This window comes from Streptococcus iniae (genome assembly GCF_030732225.1).
Lineage (GTDB): Bacteria > Bacillota > Bacilli > Lactobacillales > Streptococcaceae > Streptococcus > Streptococcus iniae.
In genome coordinates this window covers 1,836,835-1,852,500 of sequence record NZ_CP132230.1, presented here as the reverse complement: position 1 = coordinate 1,852,500, position 15,666 = coordinate 1,836,835, and the positions used below count along the sequence as shown (strand labels likewise).

Annotated in this window: 12 protein-coding genes and 2 pseudogenes (1 of these 14 only partly in view); 10 read left to right on the top strand and 4 right to left on the bottom strand. The window is 37.0% G+C overall.

The window, feature by feature from the left end; all coding sequences use genetic code 11:
• A protein-coding gene (locus Q9317_RS09090) for an IS3 family transposase (protein ID WP_089180041.1) occupies positions 1-854 on the top strand; the annotation gives its coding sequence in 2 pieces (ribosomal slippage) (positions 1-25 and positions 25-854; 1,107 coding nt in all); it begins 252 nt to the left of the window's first position.
• Positions 855-899: 45 nt separating this feature from the next.
• Here the strand turns inward: Q9317_RS09090 and Q9317_RS09085 are convergent.
• The 3 genes from Q9317_RS09085 to recX all read right to left on the bottom strand — a co-directional run bounded on the left by Q9317_RS09085 (position 900) and on the right by recX (position 2,663).
• The gene (locus Q9317_RS09085; protein WP_003100867.1) at positions 900-1,214 is read right to left on the bottom strand and encodes a DUF960 domain-containing protein; all 315 of its coding nucleotides are present in this window, start codon (positions 1,212-1,214) and stop codon (positions 900-902) included.
• A 57-nt stretch (positions 1,215-1,271) separates the two neighbouring features.
• Positions 1,272-1,805 carry a nucleoside tri-diphosphate phosphatase gene (gene ntdP, locus Q9317_RS09080; RefSeq protein WP_016355831.1) on the bottom strand — a complete coding sequence of 178 codons (534 nt, stop codon included), beginning with the start codon at positions 1,803-1,805 and terminating at the stop codon, positions 1,272-1,274.
• Between the two features lie 81 nt (positions 1,806-1,886).
• Positions 1,887-2,663 (bottom strand): recombination regulator RecX, encoded by a 777-nt coding sequence (gene recX, locus Q9317_RS09075; protein WP_003100869.1) that lies wholly within the window; start codon positions 2,661-2,663, stop codon positions 1,887-1,889.
• Between the two features lie 85 nt (positions 2,664-2,748).
• Here recX and rlmD point away from each other — a divergent pair, with 85 nt between their 5' ends.
• The 7 genes and pseudogenes from rlmD to Q9317_RS09040 all read left to right on the top strand — a co-directional run.
• Positions 2,749-4,104 carry a 23S rRNA (uracil(1939)-C(5))-methyltransferase RlmD gene (gene rlmD / locus Q9317_RS09070; RefSeq protein ID WP_003100871.1) on the top strand — a complete coding sequence of 452 codons (1,356 nt, stop codon included), beginning with the start codon at positions 2,749-2,751 and terminating at the stop codon, positions 4,102-4,104.
• Between the two features lie 118 nt (positions 4,105-4,222).
• Positions 4,223-5,098, top strand: a complete 876-nt coding sequence (locus Q9317_RS09065; protein ID WP_003100873.1) for a glycosyltransferase family 2 protein — start codon at positions 4,223-4,225, stop codon at positions 5,096-5,098.
• A 25-nt stretch (positions 5,099-5,123) separates the two neighbouring features.
• Complete coding sequence (locus Q9317_RS09060) at positions 5,124-6,104, top strand: sugar transferase (RefSeq protein WP_016355832.1); 981 nt, start codon at positions 5,124-5,126, stop codon at positions 6,102-6,104.
• Between the two features lie 8 nt (positions 6,105-6,112).
• Positions 6,113-7,840 (top strand): SP_1767 family glycosyltransferase, encoded by a 1,728-nt coding sequence (locus tag Q9317_RS09055; RefSeq protein ID WP_003100875.1) that lies wholly within the window; start codon positions 6,113-6,115, stop codon positions 7,838-7,840.
• A gap of 6 nt (positions 7,841-7,846) precedes the next feature.
• Positions 7,847-8,728 (top strand): glycosyltransferase family 2 protein, encoded by an 882-nt coding sequence (locus tag Q9317_RS09050; protein ID WP_003100876.1) that lies wholly within the window; start codon positions 7,847-7,849, stop codon positions 8,726-8,728.
• 90 nt (positions 8,729-8,818) lie between these two features.
• On the top strand, positions 8,819-10,024 hold the full coding sequence (locus Q9317_RS09045) for a glycosyltransferase (protein ID WP_003100877.1): 1,206 nt from the start codon (positions 8,819-8,821) through the stop codon (positions 10,022-10,024).
• A gap of 503 nt (positions 10,025-10,527) precedes the next feature.
• Positions 10,528-10,629 (top strand): annotated as a pseudogene (locus Q9317_RS09040) (KxYKxGKxW signal peptide domain-containing protein); the annotation flags it as partial.
• A 1,496-nt stretch (positions 10,630-12,125) separates the two neighbouring features.
• Here Q9317_RS09040 and Q9317_RS09035 read toward each other — a convergent pair.
• A complete protein-coding gene (locus Q9317_RS09035; RefSeq protein WP_261368842.1) occupies positions 12,126-14,456 on the bottom strand; it encodes a hypothetical protein in 2,331 nt (776 codons plus the stop codon).
• Here Q9317_RS09035 and Q9317_RS09030 point away from each other — a divergent pair.
• On the top strand, positions 14,419-14,730 hold the full coding sequence (locus tag Q9317_RS09030) for an LPXTG cell wall anchor domain-containing protein (protein ID WP_017794835.1): 312 nt from the start codon (positions 14,419-14,421) through the stop codon (positions 14,728-14,730). The two genes, Q9317_RS09035 and Q9317_RS09030, sit on opposite strands and share 38 nt — an antisense overlap.
• Before the next feature lie 446 nt (positions 14,731-15,176).
• A pseudogene (locus Q9317_RS09025) lies at positions 15,177-15,419 on the top strand (accessory Sec-dependent serine-rich glycoprotein adhesin); the annotation flags it as partial.
• Between the last annotated feature and the right edge of the window lie 247 nt (positions 15,420-15,666).

The following is a 15,666-nucleotide window of genomic DNA, read 5'->3' as shown; positions in this document are numbered from 1 at the left end:
AAGCAAGCGGCAGTGATTATGGCACGAAAAGAGAAGTAATCACTGCTAATAAGGATAAATATAGCATTTCAGCTATGTGTCGTTGGTTGAACATTCCTCGTTCTAGCTATTACTACAAGACTGTTAAACCAGTCTCTGAAGCGGAACTTGAAGAAAATATCAAAGCTATTTTTCTCGAAAGTAAGGCCAGATACGGTGCTAGGAAAATCAAGAAATGTTTGGAAAATGAAGGTATCCAGCGGTCTCGTCGTCGGATTCGTCGCATCATGCACAGACTCAACTTAGTATCTGTTTATCAGAAAGCAGTCTTCAAGCCACATTCAAAAGGTAAGAATGAGGTAGCTATTCCTAATCACTTAGCCAGACAATTTCATCAAGAAAAGCCTCTAAAAGCTTTAGTGACAGACTTAACCTACGTTCGTGTCGGTAATGGCTGGGCTTATGTTTGTTTCATTATGGACCTCTACAACCGTGAAATCATTGGCTTATCGGTTGGTTGGCACAAGACAGCAGAGCTGGTGAAACAAGCGATTCAGAGTATTCCTTACGCTCTGACCAAGGTCAAGATATTCCATTCGGACAGAGGAAAAGAGTTCGACAATGCCTTGATAGATGATGTGCTTACAGCCTTTGATATCAAACGCTCACTTAGTCAAGCAGGTTGTCCTTACGACAATGCCGTAGCTGAGAGCACCTATCGCGCTTTCAAAATAGAATTTGTCCACCAGGAAACTTTCCAGACGCTAGAAGAATTGGCCCTTAAAACCAAGGACTATGTCCACTGGTGGAATCACCACCGCATTCATGGTAGTCTAAACTATCAGACGCCCATGACCAAAAGATTAACGGTCTAATAAAAACACTTTATAAATCTTGTACAGAAAACTGTTGCCTTTTCATTAGTTTATTTCATGGTCTAATAGCAGTGTTTCAATGCCATTGTTATCGACGATGTAAACTCTTAGGGGGAGAAAAGGGTCATAGCTAAAGTGGGTATCAAAGGCGATTTTAAGCTGTTTTTCCTTATCTTGGTATTCAATGACAAGGTGATTTTTAATTGACTTGCTAAAGGTAAATATTAAGAGGTTTTCAAGAGGAAATACACCTTTGAGATAGTTATCAATAATATACCAAAAATGGTCAATCAGTTCTTTAGGCATTGCCGTTGCTGCCCCGAAACTGGCATAGCGTCTTTGTGTTTTTTGAAATGCCATATTTGCCTCCTTTATCAAATAAATCAAAGCACCCCAAATTGGAGTGCCAGACAACTATTAACGATTCTTAAGTTCAAGATAACGTTTGTACCAAATGTTTATATAGGATTTTGAAAATGGTCCTTTTTCATTATTAATCCAATCAACTAGAATTTTCACATTTTCCTTCAGGATAAAATCAATATCATTTGAATACTGCATTTTCTTTTTGTGATTTTCATATTCATCGACATCAAGTAATCTTTTTTCACCATCTGCAAATACTTTAACATCTAAATCATAGTCAATATATTTTAGGGCTTCTGCGTCCATTAGATAGGGGCTAGCAAGATTACAGTAATAAGAAATGCCATCATCTCTTATCATTGCGATGATATTGAACCAATATTTTTTATGAAAATAGACGATTGCTGGCTCTCGTGTAACCCATCGTCTACCGTCGCTTTCGGTAACTAATGTATGATCATTAACACCAATGAGAGCATTTTCAGTTGTCTTTAGTACCATAGTATCACGCCAAGTGCGGTGTAATCTACCATCATGCTTATAACTTTGAATTGTAATAAAGTCGCCTTCTTTAGGTAGTTTCATGCCTTTCCAACTTTCTACAATTAAACTTATCACACATATTTTATCATAAATCTAAAATAAAATCACTCTTTTTAGAGTGATTTACAGGTAGTCGCGTAAGATTTGTGAGATGCTGTCACTGTTAAAACCTTTTCGATAAAGACTTTGGAAGAGTTTCTGTTTGAGTTCATGTCCCTCATATTTGCGACTATATTTTCGCCATTGTTTATCGAGTTCTTTTTCTAAAAGTGATTGACTTTGTTCGTGATCCTCTTCAATTGCTAAGTCTTGGCTAACAGATTTTGCTTGTTCATAAGAAAAGCCTTTATTGACTAAGGTTTGAATCACTTTTTCTTCCAGGGCTTTGCTTGGTAATTTGTTTTGGTATTTTTTAAGGGTTTTTCCAGCTACTTTTTCAGCTAGTGGGTAAAAATCAAGGTTTACTAGAGCATCTGTGATATCAGAAAGGCTGATGCCTTTTTGGAGAAGCTTTTGCTTGATAACAGCAGGACCTTTGTCACCATTTAAAGCGTTTTGATTGAGATAGGATGTGACATATTTGGTGTCATCTATCCACTTGTCTTCTTCAAGACTGCTTAGAATTTTGTCTAGGTATTCTTTAGAAATCTCGTGTTTTATCAAGTAGTCTTTGACTTCTTTTTTGGTACGAACTTGGAAGGAGATAAAATAAATGGCTAAATTTTTCCCATAAGAGAATTGTGAGAAGCTTTTGATTTCTGTTAGGGTTTCAGGGCTGATGGTCATGCCTTTACTTAACATAAAGCGCACAATGGTATCTTCTGTGATATAGAGCTGTTCAGAGTCGTCTAGCTCTAGGAGGTAAAGTCTTTTTTTCTTTTCGATTTTACTTATTTTCATACTCAATATTATAACAAAATAATGGTAAAATAGTATGTGCACAGTATTGTTTGAATAGGATTGCTTATGGGATAGGGAGAATGTGATGTTTGAGTTAAAAGAAAAACAAAGGATACCTTTGAAAATTAAACGAATGGGGATTAACGGTGAAGGAATAGGCTTTTACAAAAAAACGCTTGTTTTCGTACCAGGGGCTTTGAAAGGAGAAGATGTTTTTTGCCAAATTACTTCTGTTAAACGAAACTTTGTAGAAGCGAAGCTATTAACCATTAATAAAGCCTCAAAATTTAGGGTGGATCCCAAATGTAAGGTTTATAAAGAGTGTGGTGGCTGTCAGATTATGCATTTGGCTTACCCAAAACAGCTTGAATTTAAAGATGATGTGATTCGCCAAGCTCTGAAGAAGTTTAAACCAAAAGGTTACGAGTCTTATACTATTAGGGCAACTCTTGGGATGACGGAGCCTTGGCATTACCGCGCTAAGTTGCAATTTCAAACACGTGCTTTTGGAGGTAAGGTTCAATCTGGACTTTATGCAGAAGGGAGTCACCGTTTGATTGCAATTGATGATTGTAAGGTGCAAGATCAGTTAACTCAGGATATTATTAACAGTGTAACGAATCTACTTGACAAGCATAAATTGCCTATTTATAATGAACGCCGTATTGACGGTGTAAGGACGGTTATGATTCGTAAGGCTATTGCAAGTGGTCAGGTTCAGTTGATTTTTATTAGTAGTAAAGAATTACGCCTAGTGCCACTTGTCCAGGAGTTATGTCAAGCTTATCCTGAAATAAAAACCATTGCTTTAAACATTAATTGGTCTAAAAATAGTGATATTTATGGTGATAAAACGGAGATTATTTGGGGTGATGATACGATTTCAGAAGAGGTCTTGGATTATCACTTTCAATTATCGCCAAGGGCTTTCTATCAATTGAACCCTCAACAAACATCTGTTTTGTATGGTCAAGTAGTTGAGGCATTAGATGTCTCTGCCAATGATCATATTATTGATGCTTATTGTGGTGTAGGGACCATAGGATTTGCTTTTGCTGATAAGGTAGCATCTGTTCGTGGTATGGATATTATTCCAGAAGCCATTTTAGATGCCAAGAAAAATGCTGCTGATATGGGATTTGATAATACCCATTATGAAACTGGTAAGGCTGAAGAGATTATCCCTAAATGGTATCAAGAAGGTTATAGGGCGGATGCGATGATAGTTGATCCCCCTAGAACTGGACTTGACCAAGCTCTTTTAAAACTGATCTTACAGTATAAACCTGCAAAAATGGTTTATGTTTCTTGTAATACCTCTACACTTGCTAGAGATTTAGTGGAACTTGCTAAGATTTACAAGGTTGATTACATTCAATCTGTAGACATGTTTCCACACACAGCAAGGACCGAAGCTGTAGTGAAATTGACCCTAATTTAATAGACTTAGGCCATCCTATTATTGGGGTGGTTTTATAATGATTTTTTTAGCATTATTAAAAATTGCGAAAATCATTGTTCCATGTTACTATTAGTGGTGGAGAACAAGAGAGGTGTTTATGGAAAAAGTTAGTGTTATCATACCTGTTTTTAATGGAGAGAAGTATCTTGAAGCCTGTGTTAATAGTGTCTGTCAGCAGTCATATCCTTCACTTGAAATTTTGATTATCAATGATGGATCAAGTGACAGATCTGGTTTAATTGCTGAACAATTAAAAGCTAAAGACAAGCGTATTAAAATATTACATAAAAAAATCAATGAAGGTCTTGGTGCGGCTAGAAATAGTGGCATCGATATGGCAACGGGAGACTTCATTGTCTTTGTTGATTCTGACGATTGGATTGATGCCAATCATATTGAAGACTTGTATACTTTATTGCAAAAAACAAATAGTCAAGTAGCTGTTACTAATTTTACAAGGTATTTTGAGGATGAAAACAAGTATGAGATTCATCTTTTAGATGATGATTATTATGAAGCAATTTATTCTCCAGAAGAGTGGTTTGCTTTTCAATATGGGCAAGGGCATCATTTGAGTCTTTGTTTTACGGTTCCCTGGTCAAAGATTTACAAGAAATCCTTGTTTGAAAATGTTCGTTATTATACCGGAAGATTTGGTGAAGATGACCGAACGACTTGGAAACTCTATTTATTAGCAGATCGGATTGCTTATATGCATCGGTCGAGTTTAATATACCGCGTTAATTCTTCTAGTATGACGCAACAAGTTGCTCTATCAACAGTATTTTCAGCAGAACCTGTTTTTGAAAGGCTTGCAACCTTAACTTTATTAGGCTTTGATGTATCAAAGGAGATTGCTGCATTTAAATGGCGGGCACAAATTAATCGTGATGAGATGTTGGCAAGTGGAGATATTGCTTCTTATAAGGATTTGCAGTATAAATTAGCGCTAATTGAAAAGTATAAGAAATAGTGGGTGTTGTAAAATGAGAGTATATGTGACAAATCTTAATGGACAAGCGTTGAGTAGTACTGCACAACTCGGGCAAAATATGGTGACTGATATTGCTGTTAGCTTGGGCTATCGTGAGTTAGGGGTTTATTCTTATCCGATGGATTCTGATACTGAAATGGAGTTGAGTAAACGACTAGACGGTATTATTGCTGGGGTACGACCTGGTGATGTTGTTATTTTTCAAACACCGACCTGGAATTCGACAAGCTTTGATGAGAAGTTAATGGCTAAATTGAAATTATATGAAGTCAAAGTTGTTATTTTTATTCATGATGTTGTGCCATTAATGTTTGCAGGCAACTATTATTTAATGGACAGCACTATTAACTACTATAATAAGGCTGATGTTGTTGTTGCACCAAGTCAAAAGATGCTTGATATTCTGTTGGAACATGGTTTACAAGTTTCAAAAACAATTGTTCAAGGGATGTGGGATCATCCGACACAGGTACCAGAATTACCGGCAACCTTTAAAAAAGTGATTCATTTTCCAGGCTCTCCTGAACGGTTTAGTTTTGTTAAATCTTGGCAATACAATTTGCCTTTGCATTTATATGCTTGGCAAAAGGTTGATTTACCAGCAAATGTGACTCCAATGGGTTACCGGCCAGATGAACAGTTGGTCATGGAAATGTCTGGAGGAGGTTTTGGTCTTGTTTGGATGGATGACCATGACAAAGGCTATCAAAAGCTCTACTGTCCTTACAAACTTGGGACATTTTTAGCTGCTGGGATTCCAGTAATTGTTCAAGAAGGTATAGCAAATCAGGATATTATTGAAAATAATCAATTAGGTGTTATTGTTAGAAGTCTTGATGAGGCCGTTGAGGTTATTGAAAATATGTCTGAAGAAACCTATGAGGCTTTGGTGAAAAATGTTAGACGCTTCAATCCATTATTACGGCAAGGTTTTTTTACGCGAAAATTATTGACGGATTCTGTTTTTAAAGCATTATGTGATTAAGGAGAGTTATGGATTCACTAGATAAGATTAAGGTTTATCCTATTCTTGAAAGTTTAGATTTTATTATTGACAATAATGCATCAGTTGCTCGTTTTGGTGATGGTGAAATTGATATCATGTCGGGCCATAGTATTCCTTATCAAACCTACGATGAGGCTTTGGCTGGTCAATTACGTGATATTTTGCGTTCCCCTAGTAATGAGACATTTTTAGTTTGTTTACCAGATGTTTTTAACCATTTGGAGCGCTACAACAGCAATGCGCGTGTTTTTTGGGAAAAACATTTTGAAAGATATGCTCCTTTTTATTTAGAAAATTGCCAATCCGATTGGTATGGTTCAACATTTATTTCCAGACCATACATTGATTTAGAAGATAAAAGTGTAGCTGCTCAAAGCTTTTCCAAATTAAAAAAGCTTTGGGAAAAGCGAGATGTCTTAATTGTTGAAGGAGAAACATCTCGTTCTGGTGTTGGTAATGATCTTTTTGCAGATGCTCATTCAATTTCTCGGATTATCTGCCCTTCAAAAAATGCTTACAGTCATTATGCTATGATTTTGGAAGAAGTTTTACGATATGATAAAGACTATCTTGTAGTAATCATGCTTGGTCCAACTGCAAAAGTATTGGCTAGAGATTTGAGTCAAAACGGTTATCAAGCTATTGATTTAGGACATATTGATTCAGAGTATGAATGGTTTAATATGGGTGCTAGTCATAAAGTGAAGTTATCACACAAACACACAGCTGAATTTAATTATGATGACAATATTGAGCCAGTTAATGATTTAGACTATCAAAGCCAAATTGTTGCTTATGTTGGTCGAGAAGAAAATGATGAAGAGGTCGAGACAACTAATGACGAATTGATTAGTATCATTGTTCCAGTTTATAATGTGGCCCCTTATTTAAGGCGTTGTCTTGATTCCTTATTGAAACAGGCTTATCATCATTTTGAATTGCTTTTAATTAACGATGGTTCAACAGATAGCAGTGCTCTGATTTGTGAAGAATATGCTGCTAAAGATAGTCGTATTAGTGTATACCATCAAGAAAATGCGGGTCCATCTGCTGCTAGAAATAAAGGCATTGCACTTGCTAAAGGAGTTTATCTGACTTTTGTAGATGCAGATGATTTCGTGGTGGAGTCCTATTTAGAAGATTTGTACCTAGCCTTGACAAAAAACGGGGCAGATATTTCTATTTGTAACTTTAATTCCTATAATGAGGAACGTCAGAGTTATCTTTTCTCAATCACATCGGAGAAATATTTTGAAAAAGTATATTCAGTTGAAGAATGGTTAAATCAAGAGAATACAGCTACCAACAATCTATTTTTGACCTTTACTTTTTCACCGACAAAGCTATTTAGGCGTGACTTATTTAACGGGGTTTACTTCCCAATAGGGCGTCTTCGTGAAGATGATGCCACCATTTATAAACTTTATTTGAAGGCAAATAAAATTGCTTTTATTAATCAGGGTTCTTATTTCTATTCTCAACGCTCAGAAGGGCTATCACGCAAAAGCATGTTAGATGATATTTCCTCTATGATAAGCAATGCTGAAGAACGCATCGCCTTATTAGTTACAATGGGGTATGATACGAGTGAACATGTGAAGTCTTATGTCAAACGTTTAGAAAAGTGTCAGAGGGATGCTTTATTGGCTGGACAAATTGACCTTTACAATCAACTGTCAGCTAAGCTAGACTTGGTTCAGAATTTTAGAAAGTGAGAGTGAATGGATAAAATTAGTGTTATTGTTCCTGTCTTTAATGCTGGCCCTTTTCTTGAGAAATGTCTGCAGACGATTGTTAATCAAACTTATGACAATCTTGAAATTATTTTGGTAAATGATGGCTCTACAGATGGTTCTGCAAAAATTTGTGAAGATTACCGATTAAAGGACTCCAGAATCAAACTTATTCATAAAAAAATGGGTGGAGGAGGAGTTGGTGCAAGTAGGAATACAGCTTTGTCATTGGTAACAGGTGATTACATTCTTTTTGTTGATAATGACGATTGGCTGGAGCTCAATCATATTGAACTGCTTTATCAAGCTTTGGTTAGGACGCAAAGTGATATTGCTGTAGCCAATTTTACGGCGTATTTTGAAGAAAAAAATACTTTTGCTTTTCATCTGAAACAAGAGGATTATTTTCAAAAGGTTTATAGTCCAAAAGAGTGGTTTCAAGAACAATACAATGGTCAGTTTTCTTTTAGCCAATGTTTTACGGTTCCCTGGTCGAAACTCTATAAGAGGGCCCTTTTTCAAGACATTGTATATCCTGAAGATGAAAAGGTAGAAGATGACTACACAACTTGGAAACTGTATCTTATGGCAGATAAGATTGTTTATAGTAATCAGGCGATTTATTATCACCGAAAACGCTCAACAAGTGTGACAAAGACAGTCGATCTTAGACATGTTTTTCCTTTGAAAAGCATTGAAGAACGTGTGACTATTTTGGCATTGATTGGTTTTGATATTTCTAGGGAGCTTCAGGCTTATCGTTGGCGACTAGATTTGCATAAGACAAGTTATTGCGAAGCAGGAGATATGCAAAATTATCAAAAATGTCTGCAAACCATATCGATTTTAGAAAAATGGTATGGTCACTAATGGTTGAAACGGGATTGCTTTTTGATGTCTTGTTAAAAGTATTCATTAGGTGAAGTTGTATGTTTTTTTAAAAAAGGTTATGAGGGTATGATGCAAGAAAACTATTATCCAGTGGTTTTAGCTGGAGATTATGGCTATATTAGGCAGATTGAAACAACATTGAAGTCCTTATGTTACCATAATAAACATGTAAAAGTTTATATTTTTAATCAAGATATTCCTTTGGAATGGTTTATCATGGTACGGAAACATCTGAATCAGATGGGCTGTGAGCTGGTTGATATCAAATTATTAGATGAACAGCTTGATAAAAAATGGACAGCGGGATTTCCTCATATCAATTACATGGCTTTTGCACGGTATTTTATTTCTGAGAAACTTGAAGAAGATAGGGTCTTATACCTTGATAGTGATATTATTGTAACAGCAGATATTACTCATTTGTTTGATCTGGATGTAAGAGAGTATTATGGAGCTGCAGTAAAAGCATTACATGGCATGACTGGGATTTTTAATTCAGGTGTTATCCTAGTCAATAATGAAAAATGGAAAAAAGATGGTATTTTTGATTGCTTGATTGAAACCACTATTAGAGAGTGGCAGTCGGTTCCCGAAGGTGATCAATCTATTTTAAATATAGTGTTTGCGGGGCAGTGGCTACAGTTATCAAATACTTATAATTTTCCAATTGGTTATGATTATGGTGCAAGTTTAAAAAGAGAGTTTGGAGTTTTTGATTTGCCTATTGAGCCACTTCCAACAATTTTGCACTATATTTCTCCAGATAAGCCTTGGAATACTTTTTCGTCAGGTCGTTTAAGACAAGTTTGGTGGGATTATTGCGCATTAGAGTGGTCAGAGATTGTGACACACATAGGAGAAAATCCAATAAAACAATGCAAGCCAAAGTTTTCAAGTTTTACAGTGACAAATTCTCAGGAATTAGAAGAGATTGAAGCTCTCATTCATTGTTTGCCAGACTGTCAGTTTCATATTGCGGCCTATACTGCAATGGGACCTGCACTTTTACAATTAGGCCAGTACCCTAATGTTGTTTTACATCCTAAGATAATGTATCAAACGGTAGAGCAATTAAGTCGAGAAGTAGATATTTATTTTGATATTAATCATGGAGAGGCATTTAAAGATGTTCTAGAAATGGCTGTCAAAGCAAATACACCAATAATAGGCTTTAGCTATATGAGTCATGTGTTGCCTGATGAGGCAATGATCTTAGCAGAGGGACCTGATGAAATGGTTGCTGAAGTCAAAAAACAAACAGCATTTAAATCGTAACCTTATCTTAAAAAAGAATCATTCCTAATATGCTGGGAATTGCTAAACTTAGAGAGAAAATCTAAGTTTGGTGTTCGTAAATTAGTGAATTATTCTTTTTTTATTTTGTTTGTGATAATTCTTTGTAAAATGTATAGTATAATATTTTTCAAAAGTGCGTAAAAGAGTTACAATCTATTTTAGAGGTATAAGTATTGATGATTGAAGTTAGGGAATCGTTTTTTGATGTCAGTACAAGTATTATATGGGTAATTTTCAGAATTTGTAATAATGAATAATTTTTGTATATGCTAATCAAGAGTTTAAAAATAATTATGATTTTTACCAAAGTTGATGTATGAAAGGAAGCATTTAAGCTATCAGTTAGTGTATCTTTCATTGCATTGTTTTTTTCAGAAAATTTAATATTTGATATTGAAGTTTCATCTAAAAATGTTATAATTTAAAAATATCAAAAAATTAGAAAAAACATATATGGAGAGAGACATATATGGAGAGAGAAAATGGGGAAATTTAATAAATCGCATTTTGTGGAGTCTTTTCGCAATACTCGGGTAAAAATGCACAAGTCAGGAAAAGGCTGGGTTAGAATTGTGATATCACAAGTTGGTCACATTCGATTGGGTCAAAAAAATCCTGATGTAAATACTGTTCGCATTGATGAGTTGGGGAAGGATCATATTTCAGCGAACACAATACTAAGAGGAGCCACTGCATTAGCAACGCTTGCGGGAGGAGCCTTTTTGGGTTCAGATCATGTCTTTTCTGATGATACTGTAGTTAATGCACAGTCTTCAGATATGTCAACTGTTAATTCTGATTCTGTACCAATGACATCAACAAATACGACAAGTACGTCACAAGATATTTCCTATACCATAAATTATACAGATTCATCATCAGGGCAAATTATTTATTCAGAAGTTCAAACATATACTTTAAAATCTGGAGAAACAGTAGATACTGCTTTAGTAACAGTTAGTGCTGATTTAGATAGTCATCAGGAACTTTCAAACTATCAATTAGTGGATACCAATCAATCCAGTATTACAGCAACCTTATCTTCTGTAAATAAGGTTTATAACTTTACAGTTGAAGCACAGTCAACACTTTATACAGCACCAGTTACAAAATCGACATTAAATATTCAATCAGCAGCAATTACAACGGCTACACCTGATTTTCATGATGCTAATAACCGTTATCAGAATATTACAACAACTGTCCATCCTGATTTTGTATTAAATGGTTATATTCAAGCAGATGGAACCGTAAAATGGATTGCGACCTATAGTTACACAAGTACTTCAACAGCTACATATCCTGGGATAAATATTCGTATGGATGGTATGGATTTAGTAGGAAGTGTGACATGGAATGGTGTAGCCATGAACGATATTACTTCAAATGTCATCACAACATTGTCTACATATACAGACTATACTCAGTCAAAATTATACAGTTCATTAACAAGTACACCTTATGCAGAAAGTTTGTTCTTTTCAAACAGTGTGTCAACTGTTCCAAATACTGTTTATACTATTGAGTTTACAACAAAACTTGAAGCTGGATTTACCTATGATACCTTTCGTATGAGAACAACTGCTTCGTTAAGTACTCAAGCAAATAATACTTATTATGCACAATATGACTATAATACAAGTGGGGCTAAGCCGTATTCAGCTTATATGTCTCCATATACAGCAAGCAATCAACAAGAAGTTGTTAATATTGATAAACTAGATAAAACATCGGATTTCACTTCAAATTCGACATCTCGATCAACGTCGACTTCAATTTCGGCTTCGCAATCGCTATCAACGTCAGTATCCCAGTCAGCCTCAACCTCAAAATCAACTTCTTTATCAACCTCACAATCGGCCTCAACGTCTAAATCCTTATCGCTTTCCCAGTCAGCTTCGACCTCGCAGTCGACATCTTTATCAACATCGCAATCAGTCTCGGGCTCTAAATCTTTATCGCTTTCCCAGTCAACTTCGACCTCACAGTCGACGTCTTTATCAACCTCACAATCAGCCTCGGCATCTAAATCCTTATCGCTTTCCCAGTCTGTATCACAATCGACGTCTTTATCAACGTCTCAGTCAGCTTCGACCTCGAAATCAATTTCGGTTTCACAATCGGTTTCAGTCTCTGAATCAGTCTCTGAATCAGTTTCTGAGTCTATTTCGGAATCAGTAAGCGAATCAATCTCGGAGTCGACGTCTGAATCCTTGAGTGAGTCTATTTCGGAGTCAACGTCTGAATCTCTAAGTGAATCGATTTCGGAGTCGACGTCTGAATCCTTGAGCGAATCCATTTCTGAGTCTACATCCGAATCCTTAAGTGAATCCATTTCAGAGTCGACATCAGAATCCTTAAGTGAGTCCATTTCTGAGTCGACATCTGAGTCAGTAAGTGAGTCAATCTCAGAATCCACGTCTGAATCCTTGAGTGAATCCATCTCCGAGTCGACCTCCGAATCCCTGAGCGAATCGATTTCAGAGTCAACCTCTGAATCCTTGAGTGAGTCTATTTCAGAATCGACGTCCGAATCCTTGAGTGAATCTATCTCCGAGTCGACCTCAGAATCTCTAAGTGAATCGATTTCAGAGTCGACGTCCGAGTCCTTGAGTGAATCGATTTCGGAGTCCACGTCTGAATCCCTGAGTGAATCGATTTCGGAGTCCACGTCTGAATCCTTAAGTGAATCCATTTCGGAGTCGACCTCCGAATCCCTAAGTGAATCTATCTCCGAGTCGACGTCCGAATCCTTGAGTGAATCGATTTCTGAGTCCACGTCTGAGTCTCTAAGTGAGTCGATTTCCGAGTCTACATCAGAATCTCTAAGTGAATCGATTTCTGAGTCTACGTCCGAATCTCTAAGTGAATCAATCTCAGAGTCGACCTCCGAATCTCTGAGTGAGTCCATTTCAGAATCCACGTCCGAGTCTCTGAGCGAATCAGTTTCAGAGTCCTTAAGTGAATCTGTCTCAGAATCGACGTCTGAATCCCTGAGTGAATCGATTTCTGAGTCCACATCTGAATCCTTGAGTGAATCGATTTCTGAGTCCACGTCTGAATCAGTAAGCGAATCGATTTCGGAGTCGACCTCCGAATCTCTAAGTGAATCCATCTCGGAGTCGACGTCTGAATCCTTGAGTGAGTCCATCTCGGAGTCGACGTCTGAATCACTGAGCGAATCGATTTCGGAATCAGTTTCAGAGTCCTTAAGTGAATCTGTCTCAGAATCGACGTCAGAGTCAGTAAGTGAGTCAATCTCCGAATCTATGTCTGAATCCTTGAGTGAATCGATTTCTGAGTCCACGTCTGAATCAGTAAGCGAATCGATTTCCGAGTCGACTTCCGAATCCCTGAGCGAGTCCATATCCGAGTCTACATCAGAATCTCTAAGTGAGTCCATTTCGGAGTCTACGTCCGAATCGCTAAGCGAGTCCATTTCGGAATCCACATCTGAATCCTTAAGTGAGTCCATTTCAGAATCGACGTCCGAATCCTTGAGTGAGTCTATTTCAGAATCGACATCTGAATCCCTAAGTGAATCTATCTCCGAGTCGACCTCCGAATCTCTAAGTGAATCAATCTCAGAATCCACGTCAGAGTCTCTGAGCGAATCGATTTCGGAATCAGTTTCAGAGTCCTTAAGTGAATCAATCTCAGAATCGACGTCCGAGTCAGTAAGTGAATCGATTTCTGAGTCCACGTCCGAATCCTTGAGTGAGTCCATCTCCGAGTCAACGTCTGAGTCACTGAGCGAGTCCATTTCTGAGTCCACGTCAGAATCCCTGAGTGAATCGATTTCGGAGTCGACCTCAGAATCTCTAAGCGAATCAATCTCAGAATCGACATCTGAATCCTTAAGTGAGTCTACATCTGAGTCAGTAAGTGAGTCAATCTCTGAGTCTACATCTGAGTCAGTAAGTGAGTCAATCTCAGAATCGACATCTGAATCCCTAAGTGAATCTATCTCCGAGTCGACCTCAGAATCTCTAAGTGAGTCCATTTCGGAGTCGACCTCAGAATCTCTAAGCGAATCAATCTCAGAATCGACATCTGAATCCTTAAGTGAGTCTACATCTGAGTCAGTAAGTGAGTCAATCTCTGAGTCTACATCTGAGTCAGTAAGTGAGTCAATCTCAGAATCGACATCTGAATCCCTAAGTGAATCAATCTCCGAGTCGACCTCAGAATCTCTAAGTGAATCCATTTTGGAGTCTACGTCCGAGTCCTTAAGCGAATCGATTTCGGAGTCCACGTCCGAATCCCTGAGCGAGTCCATTTCTGAGTCTACGTCCGAGTCCTTAAGCGAATCCATTTCGGAATCGACGTCTGAATCCCTGAGCGAATCGATTTCGGAGTCTACATCAGAATCCTTGAGTGAATCAATCTCAGAATCGATTTCTGAGTCCACGTCCGAATCGCTAAGCGAGTCTATCCCAAGATCTAATCACCCCAAATCTCTTCCTCATACTGGTGAAGAGTCAACATCTATTGCAACAGCATTAGGAGCAGGATTACTTTTTGCTGGTTTGTTTGGTCGAAGACGTAAAAAAAGGGAAGAAGAATCTTTAAGTGAATCCATTTCAGAGTCTACGTCGGAATTATTAAGTGAGTCCATTTCAGAAACTTTGTTAGAATCCGCTTCTGAATTGATTTCAGAGTCCTTATCAGAAATAATGCGATAAAAGGTTATTTTTGGAAAGTTCTTTTGAAATTTAAAAGAAGACTAGCACAAAAATGTTATTATCACACTTTCTTTTTTTAAAAAATACTCTAAAAAGCTATAGAATTAACGGTTTTGACACTGAAATTCTATAGCTTTTTATTGTAGTCGGAAACATTTGTCCAGCCATTTTGATTTTTTGAATGTGATATTGAACAGGTGTTGAAAAACTGTTAACTATCTTTTGGTTTTGGATGAAAACGCATATGACTATTTTTCCTTAATTTGAATGTCAGCTGTTAACTAATTTTAGTGAGATGAGAATAAAATATTACTTGTGATAATGTTTTTTATAAGACAAAGATAAAAATAATAGTTATTTCTAATAATGGAGGGATTATGCAATAAACGGGGGTCTAATTTTGATTGCTTTTTTAATGAAAATATGCTATGATGAAATGATTATTTATGGAGAGAGAAATAATGAAAAAATTTAATAAAGTTAAAGTTGCAGAATCGTTTCAGAAAACACGGGTAAAAATACACAAATCGGGCAAGCGGTGGATTCGAACAATTATGTCACATGTGGGATTGATTCATCTGTTTAAGGGGGGAAGAGATGAATCTGACATTCAAAGTGATAATTTGGAACGAGGAGGAATTTCAAGTGCCACTGTCCTCAAGGGGGTTGCAGCATTAGGTACTTTAGCTGCAGGAGGGTCTCTTGGGGTAGATAAGATTTCTGCTGAGGATTCCGTCCTTGTTTCTGATGCTTCAAGTTCGACTTTTACAGGAACAGATGTAGTGTTAATGGCTTCAGGTTCCTATACAAATGGCAGAGCAGCTACCTTGAATATGTCGGTTCCGAAATCTTCAACAGCAGCTAGTTATGTTTCAAAAGCAGGTGTTCAATTAGAATCTCTTTTAATTGTGGATAGTGGTTTTACTCCAGTTTTAA